We start from the raw sequence: 16020 nt of genomic DNA on the forward strand, positions 1-16020 counted from the left end.
TGAGCTGGGTCTCGGCCAATGTAGGTTCTCTCTATGTCCGCGGAGAAGTCATGGATGGAACTTCTGCTCGACGACGCGTCGATCGATCGTCTCGAGGAGCACCGGAAGGCATTTCCAGGTGCCGAAGCGCACGCAGCTCTGCGGCTACGCGCCCTGCTGGATCAGCGACGTCAACGCAGCACGGAGTTGGCGGCACTCAACGACATCGCCGTGCGATTGACGACGGTGCGAGACAACCGTGCTCTTCTCCAAGAGGTCGTCGATCAGGCACGCAGGCTTCTCGGCGTGGACCTCGCCTACATGGGGTCCGTACAGGGAGACGAGTTCGTCATCGATGTCACCAGCGGAGCCCTGACTCCCCGGCTCGTCGGCCTTCGGCTCGAACAGGATGCAGGGCTGGTCGGACTCATCGTGCGCAGTGCGTCGCCGTCGTGGACCCCCGACTACCAGAGCGAGCCGGCGTTCCAGCACATCACCGGTGCGGACAGCGCGGCCCGCTCGGAGAACATGCGCGGTCTGCTCGGCGTGCCGTTGCGGGTGGGCGATCGAGTGATCGGCGCACTGTTTGCATGCAAGCGCCAGGAACGCGACTTCGCAGACAGTGAGATCGCCCTGCTCTCGGCGCTGGCCGCGCACGCGGCCATCGCCATCGAGAACGTACGGACCATCGACCGGCTCGAGACGCTGAATGCCGAATTATCAAACCGCACAGCCGAACTCGAACAGACACTGCAGTGGGACCGAACGTTGACCCAGGTGGTCCTGCGCGGCGGCGGCGTACGGACACTGGTGCGCGAGATTGCTGTATTGACCGAGCGTCCGGCGTACTTCGTTCCGGATGCCGCTGCGGTTCCCGCGGCACTGGCGGTCCACTCGGCGGAGGTCGACGAACTGCTACGCATGTGTGGCGACGGCAAGAACACCGTGTCGACGCCGTCGATGACGGCTCATCGGGTGGCAGCAGCCGGTCAATTCCTCGGCGCGCTGATCTCGATCGGAACGGACGATGCCAGGACGCGTCTGCTGCTCGATCGAGCCGCGCCTGCAGTGGCCCTGTCACTCGCCGAGGAGCGGGCCGCCGCCGATTCCGCGCGGCGCGCCCAGGATGCGTTTCTGGTGGACCTGCTCTCGCACCCGGCGTCCACTCCGGATGCCGAACGGCGACAACTCCATTTGGCCGGACTTGCCCCCGACACGTCTTACTGTGTAGCCGTCGCGCAGGGTGCGTCGAGGACGAAGCTCGGCCGATTTCCGGCAGGAGCTGTTGTCGCGGAGCAAGGTTCGAGCCTGATCGTGGTGGTGCCCGCGCACGATTCGGCGACGGTCACCCCGATGTTCTTCGCCGGTGCCACCGTCGGAATCTCCGAGCCGAGCATCGGGCCCGAGGCGCTGGCAAAGGGCTATCGGGAAGCTCGGCAGACCGTCGACGTGTTGGTCACCCTCGGCCGCGAGGGGGAAGCATGTTCGGCGCGGGGGCTGGGAATCTATCGAATTCTGCTCAGCCACTTGGCGCGTGAACATCTCGACGAACTCACGCAGGAAAAGTTGGGTCCGCTGTTGGCCGAGCAGAACAAGCGCGGGGTTCCGCTGATGGAGACACTCTCGACGTATCTGGCGCGTGGACGCCATCATTCGGCAACCGCGTCGGCTCTCGGGGTGCATGTCAACACGCTCTATCAACGACTCGACGCGATCGACCGCCTGATCGGAACGCACTGGCGCGACCCGGACAATGCTCTCGATCTTCAGGTCCTGATGCGGCTGCGCAGATCGGCCGACCTGCTGGGTCTGTGACGTCGACCGGGCTCTTCGGATCGGGGCCAGGCTGGGTGCAAGCGGCTAGAGCCCGGGCTGAGAAGGGATCAGATCTCGATTCCCGTTGCCTCGACCACATTCGCCCACAATGCATCTCGCACCCGCGCGGAATCTCCGCGCCAGGAGGGATAGTGCGTCGGCCGCGGCGCTCGGTCGTGCCAGAATGTGCCGGTGCTGGTCAACGCGGGATCGGCGGCCACGAGCCAGACGATGGTGTCGGCACCGTCGTCGGCGCTGCGCAGAATGGGCTTCATCACCGAATCGAATAGTGGCATGGAGCCGGTGACGCCCGGCGTGGACGCCCAGCCCGGGTGCATGCTGTGCACCACCGGATCGTCCTCGAGCGAAAAGCGTTCGGCCAGTTGCTCGGCCACCACCACCTGCATTCGTTTCGTTCGGGCGTACGCCGTCATGCCGGAGTACTTGCCGTTCTCGTACTCGAAGTCCGGGTTCTGAAGGGGCACCGCGTACATGCCGCCGCTCGATACGAACACCACCCGCGATCCGGCGTCGAACAATTCTCTCAGTCCCACCGTCAGTGCGGCCGGTCCGAGAACATGGGTGGCGAAAGCGGATTCGTGTCCCTGTGCCGACAACCGCCGCTCGTCCGGCATCACCCCGGCGCAATGTACGAGCGCGTGCACCGCTGTCAGTTCGGACGCCAATGCCGCGATCAGGGCCGCCACCGAATCGAGATCGCTGATATCGCACTCACGCACCACGAGCGAGGCGTCGGGCACTTCGGTTCGGATCGCAGCAGCGGCGGCGTCGAGTCGCTCGGCCGATCGTCCGACCAGGTGCACCCGCGCTCCGAGGCGGGCGAGCTGCTTCGCGGTAGCTGCTCCCAACCCCGAGGATGCGCCGGTCACCACCATGTCGATGGGGGAGGCGAACGGTAACGGATCGGCGGCCCAGAATCGCCGACGCACCGTGGCACCGATTCGGGAGTAGCCGGGAACGACGGCTCTGTCGAGAATCGTGTCCACCGTGCGGCTCAGCAATGACATGCTGCGGCAGTACCCCAGGGAGTCGGGATGTATGCGCGTCGGCAGCGACTGCTCGATGCCATGATGAGTCCATGGCGCACACCACGGTCTCAGACGTCACCCGCGACATCCTCGCCGAACTGCCCGCCCATCGACGCGAGACGTTCGAGCTCCGCCTCGAACAGTGGTTTCCCGATCTGCACGACGCCGTCACGGCTGTCTACCCCGAGCCGGATGCAGTGGCTGCCACGCTCGTGGAGATCGCCGCCCGTGCGTACGCGGAGCGGTCCGAGGATCTGCACAGACTCGATCAGCGTCGACTGCTCGAACCCGATTGGTTTCAGCAGCCGGACATGTTCGGCTACGCCTGCTATGTGGACCGTTACGGCGAGACGCTGCGCGGAGTCGGTGAACGACTGGATCACCTGACCGATCTGGGTGTCACCTACCTGCATCTGATGCCGCTGCTTCGACCGCGGCCGGGCGACAACGACGGCGGCTACGCAGTGATGGACTATCGCGCGGTGCGAGAAGATCTGGGCACCAACGAGGATCTGCGTACTCTCGCCGAGACTCTGCGTGGACGTGGTATCAGCATGGTGGTCGACCTGGTCCTCAATCACGTTGCTCGCGAACATGAATGGGCTGTCGAGGCGCGAGCCGGTGATCCGAAGTACCGCGACTACTTCTTGATCTACCCCGATCGGACGACCCCGGATTCCTACGAGCGCACCCTCCCCGAGGTATTTCCGGACTTCGCGCCGGGCAGCTTCACGTTCGACGACGAACTCGGCGAGTGGGTGTGGACCACGTTCAACGAGTGGCAGTGGGATCTGAACTGGTCCAATCCGGCTGTGCTGCAGGAGTTCGCGAGCATCGTGCTGCACCTGGCCAACCTCGGGGTGGAAGTGCTCCGCCTCGATGCGATCGCATTTCTGTGGAAGCGGCTCGGCACCAATTGCCAGAACCAGCCCGAAGTGCATGCGATCACCCAGGCTCTCCGAGCGACCGCTCGCCTTGCCGCTCCGGCAACGCTCTTCAAGGCCGAAGCAATCGTCGGCCCACGCGATCTGTTGCCGTATCTGGGGCAGGGCAGACACACCGGGCGAGTATCGGACATCGCGTACCACAACTCGCTGATGGTGCAGGTCTGGTCGATGTTGGCCACGGGCAGTACGGCTTTGGCGCGTCATGCCCTGGCGTCGTTACCGCCCACGCCACCGAGTGGCACCTGGGTGACCTACGTGCGATGCCACGACGACATCGGCTGGGCCATCGACGACGGTGACGCGGCGTCGCTCGGACTGTCGGGTGCAGGCCATCGGCATTTTCTGGCCGACTGGTACTCCGGCGAGTTCGACGGTTCCTGGGCCGAAGGGCTTGTGTTCCAGTACAATCCGGACACCGGGGATCGCCGGATCAGTGGAACCGCAGCCGCGCTCACCGGTCTGGGCCCGGCCCGCCTGGATCCCGACGGCGCGTTCGGGCGAATCTTTCTGTCGCACGCCATCATTGCCGGATGGGTCGGCATTCCCGTCGTGTGGAGCGGTGACGAGCTCGGCTCCCCGGGAGACCCGAACTGGGCAGACGAACCGGCTCATGCCGAGGACAACAGGTGGGTGCATCGACCCCGCGTCACCGACGCCGACCGCGCCGGCCGATTTCAGCAGGGGAGCGACGCCCAACGAGTGTTCGACGGCATCGCTCGCATCGCGAAGGTGCGCTCCGGTCTACCGATGTTGCACGCCGAGGCGCCGGTCGACGTCCAGACCGAATCCGACGACGGCCTGCTCGTGGTGCGCAGACGTCATCCCAGCGGCACCCTGGTGGGGCTGTACAACGTCACTTCTCAGCACCGCCCGTTCCCCCATGCGCAGTTGATCGAGCTCGGCATCCCGGCCCCCACCGAGGTGCTCTCGCAGCACGACCTGGCGGTCGACGACAACGGATCGGTATGGCTGCCGCCGTACGCGGCCTGGTGGATCGTCGACAGCCCGTCGCGCTAGAGGACGCATTACCGTGACCGAGCTGTTACCCTCCCCGGGACGGTGGGGCTGGATACGAACAAGGGGACAATCTCGATGCGCGGTCGGTTACGAAGTACGGTGCTCGCTCTGGTAGCGGTCATGGTCGCCACGATGGCAACGGTGCTGATGGGGACCGGTGTGGCGAAAGCCGACTCCGAGCTGGTCTACGTCTACTCGCCGTCGATGGACAAGAACATCCCGATCAAGGTGCTCCGAGCTGCCGGTGGCGGTCCTGCACCCACGCTGTATCTGCTCGACGGACTGCGTGCGCCCGAGGACAACAGCGGTTGGCTCATCGAAACAGACGTCGAAAGCTTCTTCGCCGACAAGCACGTCAACGTGGTCATTCCGTTCGGCGGCGGCGGAACCTTCTACTCGGACTGGCAGCGCGACGACCCCAAGCTCGGACGGGTGAAGTGGGAAACGTTCCTCACCCAGGAATTGCCGCCCTTCATGGCCGATCGTTTCGGTAGCGACAACGTCAACAACGCCGTGGCCGGCCTGTCGATGAGCGGCACCTCGGCATTGAACCTGGCGGCTCACCGGCCGGACTTCTACAAGGCGGTGGCGTCGTTCAGTGGCTACCCGACGGCCAGCAGCCCCGGATTCGCTCAGGGCATCTCGGTCGCCGTCGGCGAGATGGGCGGCAACGCGCGCAACATGTGGGGCACCTGGCCGTCGGCAGACTGGATCCGCAACGATCCGTCGCTCAATGTCGGCGCGTTGCGCAACACGGCAGTCTTCGTCTCTTCGGGTAGCGGCTCACCGGCGACGGACCCGGTGTTCAACCCGGCCAGCAGCCGCTTCGACCCCGTCAAGTTCGCGCAGATGGTGCCGCTCGAAACCGTCGCAGGCATGAGCAGCCGAGCATTCGTTCCGTTGTTGCAGGCCGCAGGTGGTCGACCCAACGTCAAGATCACCGGCACCGGCGTGCACTGGTGGAACCACTGGCAGCAGCATCTGCACGAGGCGTGGTTCGAGACCATTGCCCCGGCAGTCGGCGGTTGATCGACAGCGAGTAATCGATAGTCCGACCCGGGTGATTCTCGCTACGATTCCGACATGAATGCACCCGTCATCGCCGTGGACTACACGGTTCTCGACTGTCCCGATCCGGCAGCGCTCGCCCGGTTCTACAGCACGATCCTCGGCTGGGAACCGGTGCGCGACGACGGAGACTGGGTGGTCGTCCACGGTCCGGGCGAACTGCGGTTGGCCTTCCAGAAGGCCCCCGACTTCACCCCGGTCGACTGGCCGAACGACGGCATCAAGATTCACCTCGATTTCGTCGTCGATGAGATGGAACAGGCCCGCGACTTCGTCGTCGATGCCGGAGCGACATTGATCGACGACGCGCACGAGTCGTTCTGGGTGTACCGAGACCCGGTCGGCCACATCTTCTGTCTCTGCAAGCGAGACTGATCTGCGTTACGCGACCTGCGCGGCCGGCAGAGCTCGGCGGAGCCGATGATCCTCTTGCTCGCCGAGCCAGCGGGCGAGAACCTGGCATCCGGTGAGGCCGTCTGCGTACGGCTCCGACGCGTAGGCGATGTGCCGACCGCCACCCGAGTTGGTCCACACCCATCGTCTCCAGCCGAGCGACGTGGGCAGGTACCCGGACACCTCGGTGGCCGCGGTGCGGAGGCGTCGAACATCCTTCGCCCACTGGGCCGGTCGTAGGCGAGTACGGGTCGCGTTCTGAAAGCTGTTGCTGCGCATGAGTAGCCAGAGCTCGCGCAACCAGGTCTTAGGCGTGCGGAACGACATCCAGCGCGTCAGGTCGGCGATGTCGCGAACGAGGCTGTCGTCGCTGGCGTTGCAGATCATGTCCGACGCGAGAGCTATCCAGTGGGTGGGAATCGACTCCGGCAGAGCCGGCCCGGTTCCGGCAACCCCGCGGCCGGTGCAGCCGGGCACCGCACCGGTCGGCTGCTGGGGATCCGAGACCAGACCGGCCGCGACGATGCGGCTGCCGTCGACGATTCCGTCCTGAACGAGGCCCAGTACTTCGCGAACGACCGTGGCTCCCTGCGAATATCCGATCAGAGCGAGAGGCCCAGTGGTGTTCTCGATCGCTCGGCGCAGGCGACGAACTCCGAGTTCGGTGCTGTGCCGGTAGCTCAGTCCCCCGGACGCCACCGGCCCGTACGACGCCGGGTAGCCCACCCAGCGGCCGACGAAGCGATCGTCGAGTGCGCCGACGACACACGACAGGAGACCGGTGACGCGGGTCCGATGGTCGGCCGGACGCGATTCGCCGGTGCCACCGACCGCGAGTACGGTTACCTGCTCCTGGTTCATGGTTACCGAGTGTGGCCGACGAACCTGAGCCGAACGCCCGACAAATGCTGAGAACTGTCTGGCATTGACTCGTTCAACTCAGCGCGGCACGTACGTCGTCGAGGCCATCGCGCAGAAGTATCTCGTAGCGATCCGGATCCGGTACGGCCGCTCGGTTGGACGTCACGCTGATCGCGACGGTGTCGCCGATACCGTGCACGCCGTGCGTGAGGCTCATGGCAGGGGAGAGGGCAGGGAACCCTGCCGTGAATCGAACGGGCCCGCCGCCGAGCGTGAGGTCCGCTGTACCGCGCGAAACACTGGATACGACCGTGTTGCCCGTGACGGTCGGCGGCACCGCAGTCGGATCGAACTGTGCGACTCCCCACGCCGCCAGGAATGCCGGGACATGGCGTTCTGTCTCGTTCTGAGATGCGCGGGCTGTCAACGACACCGGGTGACCTGCTCGCGCTCTGCGCTCGGCCAGGTCTGCGGCCACGAGTCGGCTGCGAGTCCGCAGGTCCGGTTCAGCGGGAAACAAGCCGACGCCGACGTTGCCGAAGTTGTTGCGTGCGCCCACTGCAGCCGTCCGTGCGACGGTGACCTCGGCTGCGAGATCGGCCGAAGCATCGTCCGAATCGCCGAGGAACCGTTGGAGTGCAACGGAAATGGCGGTCAGGGCAGTGACGGTGATCGAGGTGTCGGCGAACTGGAGAGCCGACTTGGGCAGCACGATCGTTCGCAGATCCGTCCGGTCCGTAGGCGCAACGTCGAGAGTCGTCAACGCGCGAGAACGCGCAGGAGGAGGGACCGAACCGGACGCGGTGTGTTCCTCCAATCGCAGTGCGTCGCGTCGCGCCCGAATGCCGGCGCGAGCCATGCGCACTACTCGCACAGGCAGAGTCAGAGCGGCGACGGCAGCGGTCAGGGGTGCGGGTGGCGCAGTCGGTGTAACGGGCCGAGAGGGCACGGGTTGTGTCCCGAACAGCTCGCGAGCAGTTCGGGCGGCCAGTGTCCCGTCCGCGGCTGCGTGCGACAGTTGCAGAACAGCAACAAGACTCGGCCCGTCACACGCAGGAGCACCCGATACGTTCGGGTACAGGTGCAGATGCCAGACCGTGTGTCGCGGGTCGACCTGACGCTCGAACGACGACGCGACGGCGTCGAGACATTCCTGCCACGTCCGGGGTTCGGGGTGAACGCTGATCGTGTCCGTGCCGGGGGCCATCGCAGTCCAGTGCGGACGCTCGAGACCGAACGGAACCTCTGTAATTCGAAGACCGAGCACCGCGATACCCGCGCTGCGAATGCGCAGCCGCCGCACCGTGGACTCCAGTGGTTCGCGCGCTCCCTCGAAGCAATACAGCAGAAACTGGTCACTGGGGACCTTCGACGCCATCCAGTACGCCTGCGCATCGACCGGGTGGAGACGCGCAGAGCCCGACAACAGAGGTTCGGCGATCGCACAGGGCACACCAGAAGCTTAGGGCGTGCATCGCCGGTCGACGGTCTCGAAACAGACCGGTTTCGTTCTGTGAGCTGTCACGACGTTCGGCCCAGGACTTCTGCATCGGCCTCGGCGTTTTCGGCGTGAATCGACGCTAGCCTGATCCAATGCACCACCGCGCCCCGATATCACGACGCCCGCGCCGCCGCGGGCGGGTGTCGTGACACCGCGGGTCGCGTCGGGATATCGAGCAGGGCTTCGCTTTTCGACCAACGCGGCAGCATCGGCCGACTACGCCACCGATATCTCCTACACCGAATACGGGTCGTCCGCCTGCACCCTCGGAACAGCCGCGGACAACACCGTCTTTCTCGCCCCGGCATATACCGTCGACGGCGTCGGAGTTCTGCAGTCCTCCGATTTCGGACAATCCTGGCGAGCATCGGTGCCGGACGGCACGGTGAACACCGGCCGCCGAGCGCATATGTACTTCGACGATGCCGACGACCGGCTGTTTCTCACCGCCGGTCGCGTCGACTCGACACCGACGCGCATGTTTCGATCGGGCTTCGACCTCGGAATCAGCGACGACCGAGGTCGAACGTGGCGCTTCCGGAGGGTGGCATCCAAGGCCAGGACAGGTGCCAAGGTATTCGCCGGACCTCGGGTGTCCGCACCGGACGCGTCGTCTCCGTCCTCTGCTCGCGTGACGTACCTGTCCGCTCCTACGCCGTTCGCCCTCCGCGTGCGACCTTTGATCAACGCCACCCGCCAGGTGATCTGGCGTTCGTACGACGGCGGGACCAAATGGGAGGTAGCCGGCGGGTTCGACATCGACCCGAAAAACATTCCGGGACTTCCCGGTACGGATTACGTCGCATTCGGCACCGGTGTCGTCGGCCCGGACGGCACGGTCTACATCGGCGGCCGATACGGCCGTCGTTTCGCGGTGGCGGTCAGCCGCGACGAGGGTTTGACCTGGGATGTCCGCATAGTCCCCGGATCGGCGCTCGCCAAATATCACAACCCGTTGCACCTTCTGCTGCTCGCTTCCCGATACCTACTGCCGGAGTCGGTCGCCGTCGACTGCGACGGCACCCTGTACGCCCTGTGGCCGGACCGGGACGGATTGCTGCACGCTTCGTGGTCTTCCGACGGCGCGAACAGCTGGTCGAGACCCGTCGTGGTGTCCGCTCCTGGAGTGCGAGGTGCGCGGTTCGGTGCGATCACCGCCACCGGATCGGGGCGCGTCGGAATTTCGTACTACGGGCGTGAGGCCGGCCGCGCGTTCCACGGCTTCATCGCGCAGAGTCGCGACTTCCGCACTGCAGGACCGGTTTTCGTCGGTGGAAAGTACAACGAACCCGATGCTCCGCTGTTTCCGTACGGGTTCCGTCGAGGTTTCCCCGGCTCCGTTTTCAGGCGATCTCTCGACGAGATGGTGCGGGTCCGGTTCGCGCCCAACGGAGATCTCGTGACCGGAGCGGTCATGCAGATGCGCGGGCGGAACCGCTTGCGTCCCTGGGCCGCACGCGCACGGCGCACCGAGATGCAGGCGGTTCTGGGTCGGCTCGGCCGCATCGATCGCTCCTGATGCAGCGAAAAGCCGTGCAGCGCAGAGCTACACGGCTTTTCGATCGTTCGATTGGACCTGAGTCAGGCGACGTTCACCAGGCCGACCGTCGGGAAGAAGAAGCAACTCTTGTCCGAGCCGTCGATTGCCTTGTGGTTGACGGTGCCGAACACCGCGGCCAGAACGGTTCCCGATCCGGTTTGCACGGGGACAGCGCGTGCACCGGCAGCGGGCAACGCATTGAGTGCGTTGACCACGAGGGGCCGGGCCATGTCCTTCAACTCCGCCGGGATTCCCGAGTTGTCGAGGATCGACTGGGCCATGGTGGTGACCAGGCCGCCGAAGTCGGCGAAGCCGCCCTGCAGGGTGTTGACGTTGAACCACGCCATCTGCATGCCGGACTTGTCGGCCGAGTCGTTGACGATGCCGGCCGGAACGAATGCGAACATCGTCTCGCCCTTGTCGACGGCATTGAGATCGGGAATCTGCAAGGACGGCACACCTGGGATTGTGGGGATGGCGGGTGCCTTCAGTTGCGGCCACGGTCCGCCGGCGCCACCGGCGACGCCCGGCACGATTCCGAGCGGCGCGCCCGGTGTGGCGGCGCAGTTGATCGCAGCGGTCGGGTAGAAGAACGGCGTGATGCCGAAGTCGGTGAGAGCCTTGTTGGCCGCGTCGAGGGCCGCGAAGGGGTCTGTGGAGGTGTTCTCGGCGACCGGGGTACGCGAGTCGGCGATGGCAGTCGCTGCGGCGAGCGAAGCACCGTCTTGCCCCTGCAATGCGGCGATCGCCCGGGCGAGCGGATCGGCGGGAGCCGGATCCGCTGCCGCAGTGGCGGGAACGGCGAGCAATGCCGCGCAGGAGAGCGCGAGCGCGCCCGCCAGACGGCTGAGGCGACGAGACATGTGTGACTCCTGTGACTTATGTGGCTGATGTTGCGTGTGCGCTGATATCACCACACATCATCTTGGCGTCACAAGCTCAGCTGTAGACCGTTGTGCAATCGAGACGGACTCGCGCACCCTGCGTCAGCCGACGTCGATGCCGAAATCGCGCACGATGCCCTCCAGGCCGGACGCGTAGCCCTGACCGATTGCGCGAAACTTCCATTCGGCACCGCGGCGGTACAACTCGCCGAAGACCATCGCAGTCTCGGTCGACGCGTCCTCGCTCAGATCGAAGCGCGCGAGTTCGCGGCCGTCGGACTTGTCGACGACACGAATGAAGGCGTTGACGACCTGACCGAAGTTCTGTCCCAACGCGTCCGCGTTGTGAATCGACACCGGGAATGCAATGGAATCCACCTCGGGTGTCAGCGCTGCAAGGTCCACGTCGATGCTCTCGTCGTCTCCTTCGCCCTCGCCGGTGCGGTTGTCTCCGGTGTGCTCGATCGCGCCGTCGGGGGAGCGCAGGTTGTTGTAGAAGACGAAGTAGTTGTCGTTGAGCGCCTTCTTGTCGGTACCGAGGCCGATCGCGCTCGCGTCGAGGTCGAAGTCTCCGCCGGTGGTGGAGCGAACGTCCCAGCCCAGACCGACGGTGACCGCGGTCAAGTTCGGTGCTTCCTTCGTCAGCGAGACATTTCCGCCCTTGGCGAGTGTTACGCCCATGTCCAACCACTCCTTCACGCTGTCGTTCGTGCTTCGTCCTCCCCACCCTATTCATGACTGCGGGCGCGGTGCTCGAGTTGCATGTGTGAACGACGAGCCACGCGGGTGGGGTGTGAGCAGTGGGGCTGGCGGTGCACATGTGTTTGTGATGGGATACGACAAAACATCGGAAAATAGCAGTGACGGCGCGTTTCGTTACGTAGGCGCGCCGTGGCAATCGAACGGCATGGGAGATTTTGTGCAGGTTTCGCGACGTGAACTGTTCAAGTACGCCGCGGCCGGCTCCGCAGCCGCCGTCGGCCTGGCCGCGTGGGGTTCGGCCACCGCTCATGCCGACGCGGGGCTGGGAACGCTCGTCGACTACGCGGGAGGCGTGCCGTCGGCGTCGGCCATCAAGAGCGCAGGCCATCTCGGAGCTGTCCGCTACGTCTCGGATCGGCGTCCCGACGCGACCTGGATGGTCGGCAAGCCGATGACCGCGTCGGAGGCGCAGTCCCTCACCGAGGCCGGCCTTGAGGTGGTCTCCAACTACCAGTTCGGTAAGGGGGCCACCGCGGATTGGCGAGGCGGGTACGTTGCGGGCGTCAAGCATGCGAAACGTGGACTCGAGCTCCATCTGGCGGCCGGTGGCCCGTCCGATCGGCCGATCTACGCATCGATCGACGACAACCCGACAGCCGTCGAGTTCGCCACCCTCATCGCGCCGTACATCCTGGGCTGGCAGTCGGTGATCGGAGCGGAGAACACCGGTATCTACGCGAATTCTCCGACCATCGAATTGGCGTCCGTCGCAGGACTGGGCCAGTGGTATTGGCAGCACAATTGGGGGACCCCGAAGGGGTTCGTACATCCCGAAGCGCACATTCACCAGATTCGTATCGACAAGGACACGGTGGGTGGAGTGAAAGTGGATATCAACAATGTCTTGAAGTCCGATTACGGCCAGTGGTCGAAATCCGGTGCCGACATCGTCTGAATACCATCCGTGTAATTCGGTGGTCTTTTTTCCGGCCGATAAGCACGAAAACAATTCGCCCCCGGCTTCGAGGAAGCCGGGGGCGAATTGCTGTGGTCTCGTGAGCTACGGAACGTAGACCGTGCCGATCGTCGGCAGGAAGTTGCAGCTGCGCGGCGGCGCTGCGGCGTCTTCCTTGGACTGAGTGGTGATCGATCCGGACACCACGGACAGCACGCGACCGGGGCCGGTGTCGGCGATGGCCGACAACGTCGCGGGGCCGTCGGCGTTGATCTTGGCTGCGCCGGTCAGGTCCTGGGTTCCCGATCGGCGGTTGTCGATGTTGAGCCACGTCACGGTGAGCGGAGCGGACTGCTGCGCGGCGAGAGGCGCGGTGCCGAGGGCGGTGAAGACGAAACCGGCCTGGCCTGCAGCCGGTCCGGGGGGCGGCAACGTGGCCGGTCCGGGAACGGCCAAGGCGGTTCCGACGGAATCTGCGGTGTCGGAGATGCAGCCCTTGCCCAGGGTCGGGTACAGGAACTGTGCGATGACGGGGCCGTCGGAGGGCAGCTCGGGCCCGCCGCCGCCGGATCCGTCCAGGAAGGTGATGACCGATTCCAGCAGCGACTTGACCTGGTCCGGAAGCTGCGCGGTTTCGAGAAGTGCGCGAGCCTGGCCGAGGAGATCTGCTGCGGGAGCGGCACCCACATCGGCCGGTCCTGCAGCTGCACCGACGATGGCAGGCGCGAAGGACGCGAGTGCCTCGATGTCGGAGAGGTTGGGTAGGGGTTCACCGGGAGCGGGCAGGAACTGGGCGATCAGCGCTGCGGGATCGGCCGGAGCAGCCGGCAGATCTGCCGGAGCCATGGGCACCAGAGGCTGAGCGGATGCGCTGGTCGGCACAACGAGTGCGGCGGCTGCGGCCACAGCCAGAGCTGTGACGACGCGACGCGTTCCGCGAGTACGAAGCACGGTGATATTCCCCATTCTGATCATGACGCAGGTCCACGGCGACAGCCGGTGCCCGAGGGGTCACTCTATGTAGAGCGATCCCGGATGTACAGCCGTAGTAGGTCCAGTCCTCCCCGGCTGAACTCTATCGAGGATTCTATGGGCCACGCGCTGCGAATTCTCCGCAGAATCGAACAATAGCGTGTTACACGAGTGACCAGTGTGAAAGGTGATGTAAATGTTACGAGCGGATCGGCACGGTTAGGGTGGGTATCGATCGCCCTATAAGCTCGGCTGTCGATAAACGGCATCGATACCGAACGGAACCACACGCACCGTGAACCGACTTGTTCGGCTGGCCCCCGTTCTGCTGGCAGTTTCGGTGATCAGCCGATTCGTCTGGGCGTTCGTCACTCCCAACGGTATGAACCTCGTCGACCTGCACGTCTACGTCGAAGGCTCCGCCGCGCTGCTCGGCGACAACCTGTACGACTACACGTACTCGGTGCAGACCCCGGACTTCCCACTGCCGTTCACGTACCCACCGTTCGCCGCCCTCGTGTTCTTCCCGCTGCACTATCTGCCGTTCACGGTGGTCGGCATCGTCTGGCAGGCCGCGACGATGATCGCGCTGTTCGCAGTGGTCCGGCTGGCCCTGTCGATGGTTCTCGGCGACGACCGGGCCGCCGAGAACCGCTGGGTGAGAATCGCCATGTTGTGGACCGCGCTGGGGCTGTGGTCCGAACCCGTACGCACCACCCTCGACTACGGCCAGGTCAATGTGTTCCTGGTACTGCTGGCGCTACTCGCGGTACGCAGCTCGCGCTGGTGGGTGGCGGGCGGACTCGTGGGCTTCGCCGCGGGCATCAAGCTGACCCCGGCCATCACGGGCCTGTACTTCCTCGCCACTCGGCGGTGGAAAGCTGCAGCATTCTCGGCGGTGGCATTCGCACTCAGTGTCGCGGTCAGCTACGCGGTGCTGGGGCGTCAGGCGGCCACGTACTTCACCACGTTGCTCGGCGATGCCGACCGCATCGGACCCGTCGGCTCGGTCTGGAATCAGTCTCTGCGTGGAGCTCTGAGCCGGATCGTGGGCGAGGACGTCGGCCAGGGACCGCTGTGGATCGCCGCCGCAGTGATCGCCGTGGTCCTCGCAGTGCTGGCATGGCGAGCACTCGATCGCCGCGACTACCTGGGGACCCTGGTCATCGTCCAACTCCTGGGCCTGTTGGTGTCGCCTATCTCGTGGTCGCATCACTGGATCTGGGTGATTCCGATGGTGATCTGGCTGCTGCACGGGCCGTTGCGCGATATCGCCGGAGCCAAGATCGTTGCCGGCTACTGGCTGGTGACGGTCACTGTGGGGGTGCCCTGGTTGCTGAGCTTCTTCCAGGAATCGATCTGGACCATTCCCCGTCCTGGGCTCGAGGCCTGGGCCGGAGCCGTCGACGTGATCGGATCTGCCTTGTTCCTCGGCTGGGTCGCCTATGCGGGACGCATCAATTCGCAATCAGTGCATCGATCCGACGCGCCAGATCCACGTCCTTCTGCGTGAGACCGCCGGCGCTGTGCGTAGACAGCGTGAACGTGAGCGTCCGCCACCTGATGTCGATGTCGGGGTGATGGTCCGCTTCCTCCGCGGCGTCGGCCACGCGGTTCACCACCTCGATCGCGGCGGGAAACGACGTCAGCTCGACGGTGTGGGTCAGAGATTTCTCCGTCACCGTCCAGTGGGTGAGCTGTGCGTCCTCGATATCGCGGTCGGTCAGCAATTCGGTCATAGAAAGATGGTGGCATGTCCGGTACCCCTACCGCTGTGGTTGTCGCGGCCGCGTTGATCGACGACGGTCGTCTGCTGCTCGCGCAACGAACTCGTCCGCCGGAGTTGGCCGGTCGGTGGGAGCTTCCCGGCGGCAAGGTCGAGCCGGGGGAGTCCGAGGACGTCGCCCTGGCGCGCGAACTGCGCGAGGAACTGGGGGTCGAGTGTTCGATCGGTGCCGCGCTCAGCGGAGACGTCGAGCTTTCCGGTGGCATGGTGTTGCGGGCCTACCGAGCCTCGATCGTCTCGGGAACCCCTGCGCCGCTGGAGCATTCGGCTCTACGGTGGGTCGATGCCGCGACGCTGCCGACGGTGGATCTGGTCGATGCGGACCGACTCTGGCTGCCGGACCTACAGGAAATTCTGCTCACTTCGCCCGAGCGGTCTTCAGACCTTTCTTGAGGTCTTTCTTGGTCGCGCCCGCGGATTCCAACTTCTTCATTCGCATGATCACGACGGGGCATTTGATGCAACGAACTTTCTTGCGGCAGCATTTTTTCTTGGGCTTCATCCCCGAGACATCTGCGGCCTTTATCTTGCCCATGGGCACCAAGACTAAT

General features: G+C 65.1%; 15 protein-coding genes. 8 read left to right on the forward strand and 7 right to left on the reverse strand.

Annotated elements, in window-relative coordinates; translation table 11 throughout:
• Positions 1-54: 54 nt before the first annotated feature.
• Entirely contained in the window at positions 55-1794 is a 1740-nt protein-coding gene (locus VF34_RS02390) for a helix-turn-helix domain-containing protein (RefSeq protein ID WP_045840773.1), read from the forward strand.
• Between the two features lie 68 nt (positions 1795-1862).
• Here VF34_RS02390 and VF34_RS02395 read toward each other — a convergent pair whose 3' ends face one another.
• Positions 1863-2822: an SDR family NAD(P)-dependent oxidoreductase gene (locus tag VF34_RS02395; RefSeq protein WP_045840724.1), complete on the reverse strand. Its 960-nt coding sequence runs from the start codon at positions 2820-2822 to the stop codon at positions 1863-1865.
• Between the two features lie 71 nt (positions 2823-2893).
• Here VF34_RS02395 and VF34_RS02400 point away from each other — a divergent pair, with 71 nt between their 5' ends.
• The 3 genes from VF34_RS02400 to VF34_RS02410 all read left to right on the forward strand — a co-directional run bounded on the left by VF34_RS02400 (position 2894) and on the right by VF34_RS02410 (position 6250).
• Entirely contained in the window at positions 2894-4807 is a 1914-nt protein-coding gene (locus tag VF34_RS02400) for an alpha-amylase family protein (RefSeq protein WP_045840725.1), read from the forward strand.
• A 75-nt stretch (positions 4808-4882) separates the two neighbouring features.
• The gene (locus VF34_RS02405) at positions 4883-5836 is read left to right on the forward strand and encodes an alpha/beta hydrolase (protein WP_045840726.1); all 954 of its coding nucleotides are present in this window, start codon (positions 4883-4885) and stop codon (positions 5834-5836) included.
• Positions 5837-5890: 54 nt separating this feature from the next.
• The gene (locus VF34_RS02410) at positions 5891-6250 is read left to right on the forward strand and encodes a VOC family protein (protein WP_027498102.1); all 360 of its coding nucleotides are present in this window, start codon (positions 5891-5893) and stop codon (positions 6248-6250) included.
• Positions 6251-6256: 6 nt separating this feature from the next.
• Here the strand turns inward: VF34_RS02410 and VF34_RS02415 are convergent, their stop codons facing one another.
• A complete protein-coding gene (locus VF34_RS02415) occupies positions 6257-7129 on the reverse strand; it encodes a PE-PPE domain-containing protein (protein WP_045840727.1) in 873 nt (290 codons plus the stop codon).
• Between the two features lie 73 nt (positions 7130-7202).
• Positions 7203-8582: a WS/DGAT domain-containing protein gene (locus tag VF34_RS02420; RefSeq protein ID WP_052718557.1), complete on the reverse strand. Its 1380-nt coding sequence runs from the start codon at positions 8580-8582 to the stop codon at positions 7203-7205.
• 193 nt (positions 8583-8775) lie between these two features.
• Here VF34_RS02420 and VF34_RS02425 point away from each other — a divergent pair, with 193 nt between their 5' ends.
• Positions 8776-10149: a sialidase family protein gene (locus tag VF34_RS02425; RefSeq protein ID WP_045840728.1), complete on the forward strand. Its 1374-nt coding sequence runs from the start codon at positions 8776-8778 to the stop codon at positions 10147-10149.
• 62 nt (positions 10150-10211) lie between these two features.
• Here VF34_RS02425 and VF34_RS02430 read toward each other — a convergent pair whose 3' ends face one another.
• Both VF34_RS02430 and VF34_RS02435 read right to left on the reverse strand, forming a co-directional pair.
• Complete coding sequence (locus VF34_RS02430) at positions 10212-11033, reverse strand: hypothetical protein (protein WP_045840729.1); 822 nt, start codon at positions 11031-11033, stop codon at positions 10212-10214.
• A 123-nt stretch (positions 11034-11156) separates the two neighbouring features.
• On the reverse strand, positions 11157-11735 hold the full coding sequence (locus VF34_RS02435) for a TerD family protein (protein ID WP_032365486.1): 579 nt from the start codon (positions 11733-11735) through the stop codon (positions 11157-11159).
• Positions 11736-11961: 226 nt separating this feature from the next.
• Between VF34_RS02435 and VF34_RS02440 the strand changes: the two genes are divergently transcribed.
• The gene (locus VF34_RS02440) at positions 11962-12711 is read left to right on the forward strand and encodes a DUF1906 domain-containing protein (RefSeq protein ID WP_032369659.1); all 750 of its coding nucleotides are present in this window, start codon (positions 11962-11964) and stop codon (positions 12709-12711) included.
• A gap of 105 nt (positions 12712-12816) precedes the next feature.
• Here the strand turns inward: VF34_RS02440 and VF34_RS02445 are convergent, their stop codons facing one another.
• The gene (locus tag VF34_RS02445; RefSeq protein ID WP_045840775.1) at positions 12817-13677 is read right to left on the reverse strand and encodes an Rv1157c family protein; all 861 of its coding nucleotides are present in this window, start codon (positions 13675-13677) and stop codon (positions 12817-12819) included.
• Positions 13678-13978: 301 nt separating this feature from the next.
• On the opposite strand from VF34_RS02445, the gene VF34_RS02450 reads away from it, so the two are divergent.
• Entirely contained in the window at positions 13979-15196 is a 1218-nt protein-coding gene (locus VF34_RS02450) for a mannosyltransferase (protein ID WP_045840730.1), read from the forward strand.
• Here the strand turns inward: VF34_RS02450 and VF34_RS02455 are convergent.
• On the reverse strand, positions 15141-15422 hold the full coding sequence (locus VF34_RS02455) for a 4a-hydroxytetrahydrobiopterin dehydratase (RefSeq protein ID WP_045840731.1): 282 nt from the start codon (positions 15420-15422) through the stop codon (positions 15141-15143). The two genes, VF34_RS02450 and VF34_RS02455, sit on opposite strands and share 56 nt — an antisense overlap.
• A 14-nt stretch (positions 15423-15436) precedes the next feature.
• On the opposite strand from VF34_RS02455, the gene VF34_RS02460 reads away from it, so the two are divergent.
• Entirely contained in the window at positions 15437-15862 is a 426-nt protein-coding gene (locus VF34_RS02460; RefSeq protein WP_032375450.1) for a (deoxy)nucleoside triphosphate pyrophosphohydrolase, read from the forward strand.
• Positions 15863-16020: the final 158 nt, after the last annotated feature.

The organism is Rhodococcus sp. PML026 (assembly GCF_000963615.1).
GTDB classification, from domain to species: domain Bacteria; phylum Actinomycetota; class Actinomycetes; order Mycobacteriales; family Mycobacteriaceae; genus Rhodococcoides; species Rhodococcoides fascians.

Coding starts and splice junctions, on each gene's coding strand:
- VF34_RS02430 (WP_045840729.1), bottom strand. CDS start 11,033: ATGTCTCGTCGCCTCAGCCGTCTGGCGGGCGCGCTCGCGCTCTCCTGC.
- VF34_RS02460 (WP_032375450.1), top strand. CDS start 15,437: ATGTCCGGTACCCCTACCGCTGTGGTTGTCGCGGCCGCGTTGATCGAC.
- VF34_RS02395 (WP_045840724.1), bottom strand. CDS start 2,822: ATGTCATTGCTGAGCCGCACGGTGGACACGATTCTCGACAGAGCCGTC.
- VF34_RS02445 (WP_045840775.1), bottom strand. CDS start 13,677: ATGGGGAATATCACCGTGCTTCGTACTCGCGGAACGCGTCGCGTCGTC.
- VF34_RS02400 (WP_045840725.1), top strand. CDS start 2,894: ATGGCGCACACCACGGTCTCAGACGTCACCCGCGACATCCTCGCCGAA.
- VF34_RS02405 (WP_045840726.1), top strand. CDS start 4,883: ATGCGCGGTCGGTTACGAAGTACGGTGCTCGCTCTGGTAGCGGTCATG.
- VF34_RS02435 (WP_032365486.1), bottom strand. CDS start 11,735: ATGGGCGTAACACTCGCCAAGGGCGGAAATGTCTCGCTGACGAAGGAA.
- VF34_RS02455 (WP_045840731.1), bottom strand. CDS start 15,422: ATGACCGAATTGCTGACCGACCGCGATATCGAGGACGCACAGCTCACC.
- VF34_RS02440 (WP_032369659.1), top strand. CDS start 11,962: ATGGGAGATTTTGTGCAGGTTTCGCGACGTGAACTGTTCAAGTACGCC.
- VF34_RS02410 (WP_027498102.1), top strand. CDS start 5,891: ATGAATGCACCCGTCATCGCCGTGGACTACACGGTTCTCGACTGTCCC.
- VF34_RS02390 (WP_045840773.1), top strand. CDS start 55: ATGGAACTTCTGCTCGACGACGCGTCGATCGATCGTCTCGAGGAGCAC.
- VF34_RS02415 (WP_045840727.1), bottom strand. CDS start 7,129: ATGAACCAGGAGCAGGTAACCGTACTCGCGGTCGGTGGCACCGGCGAA.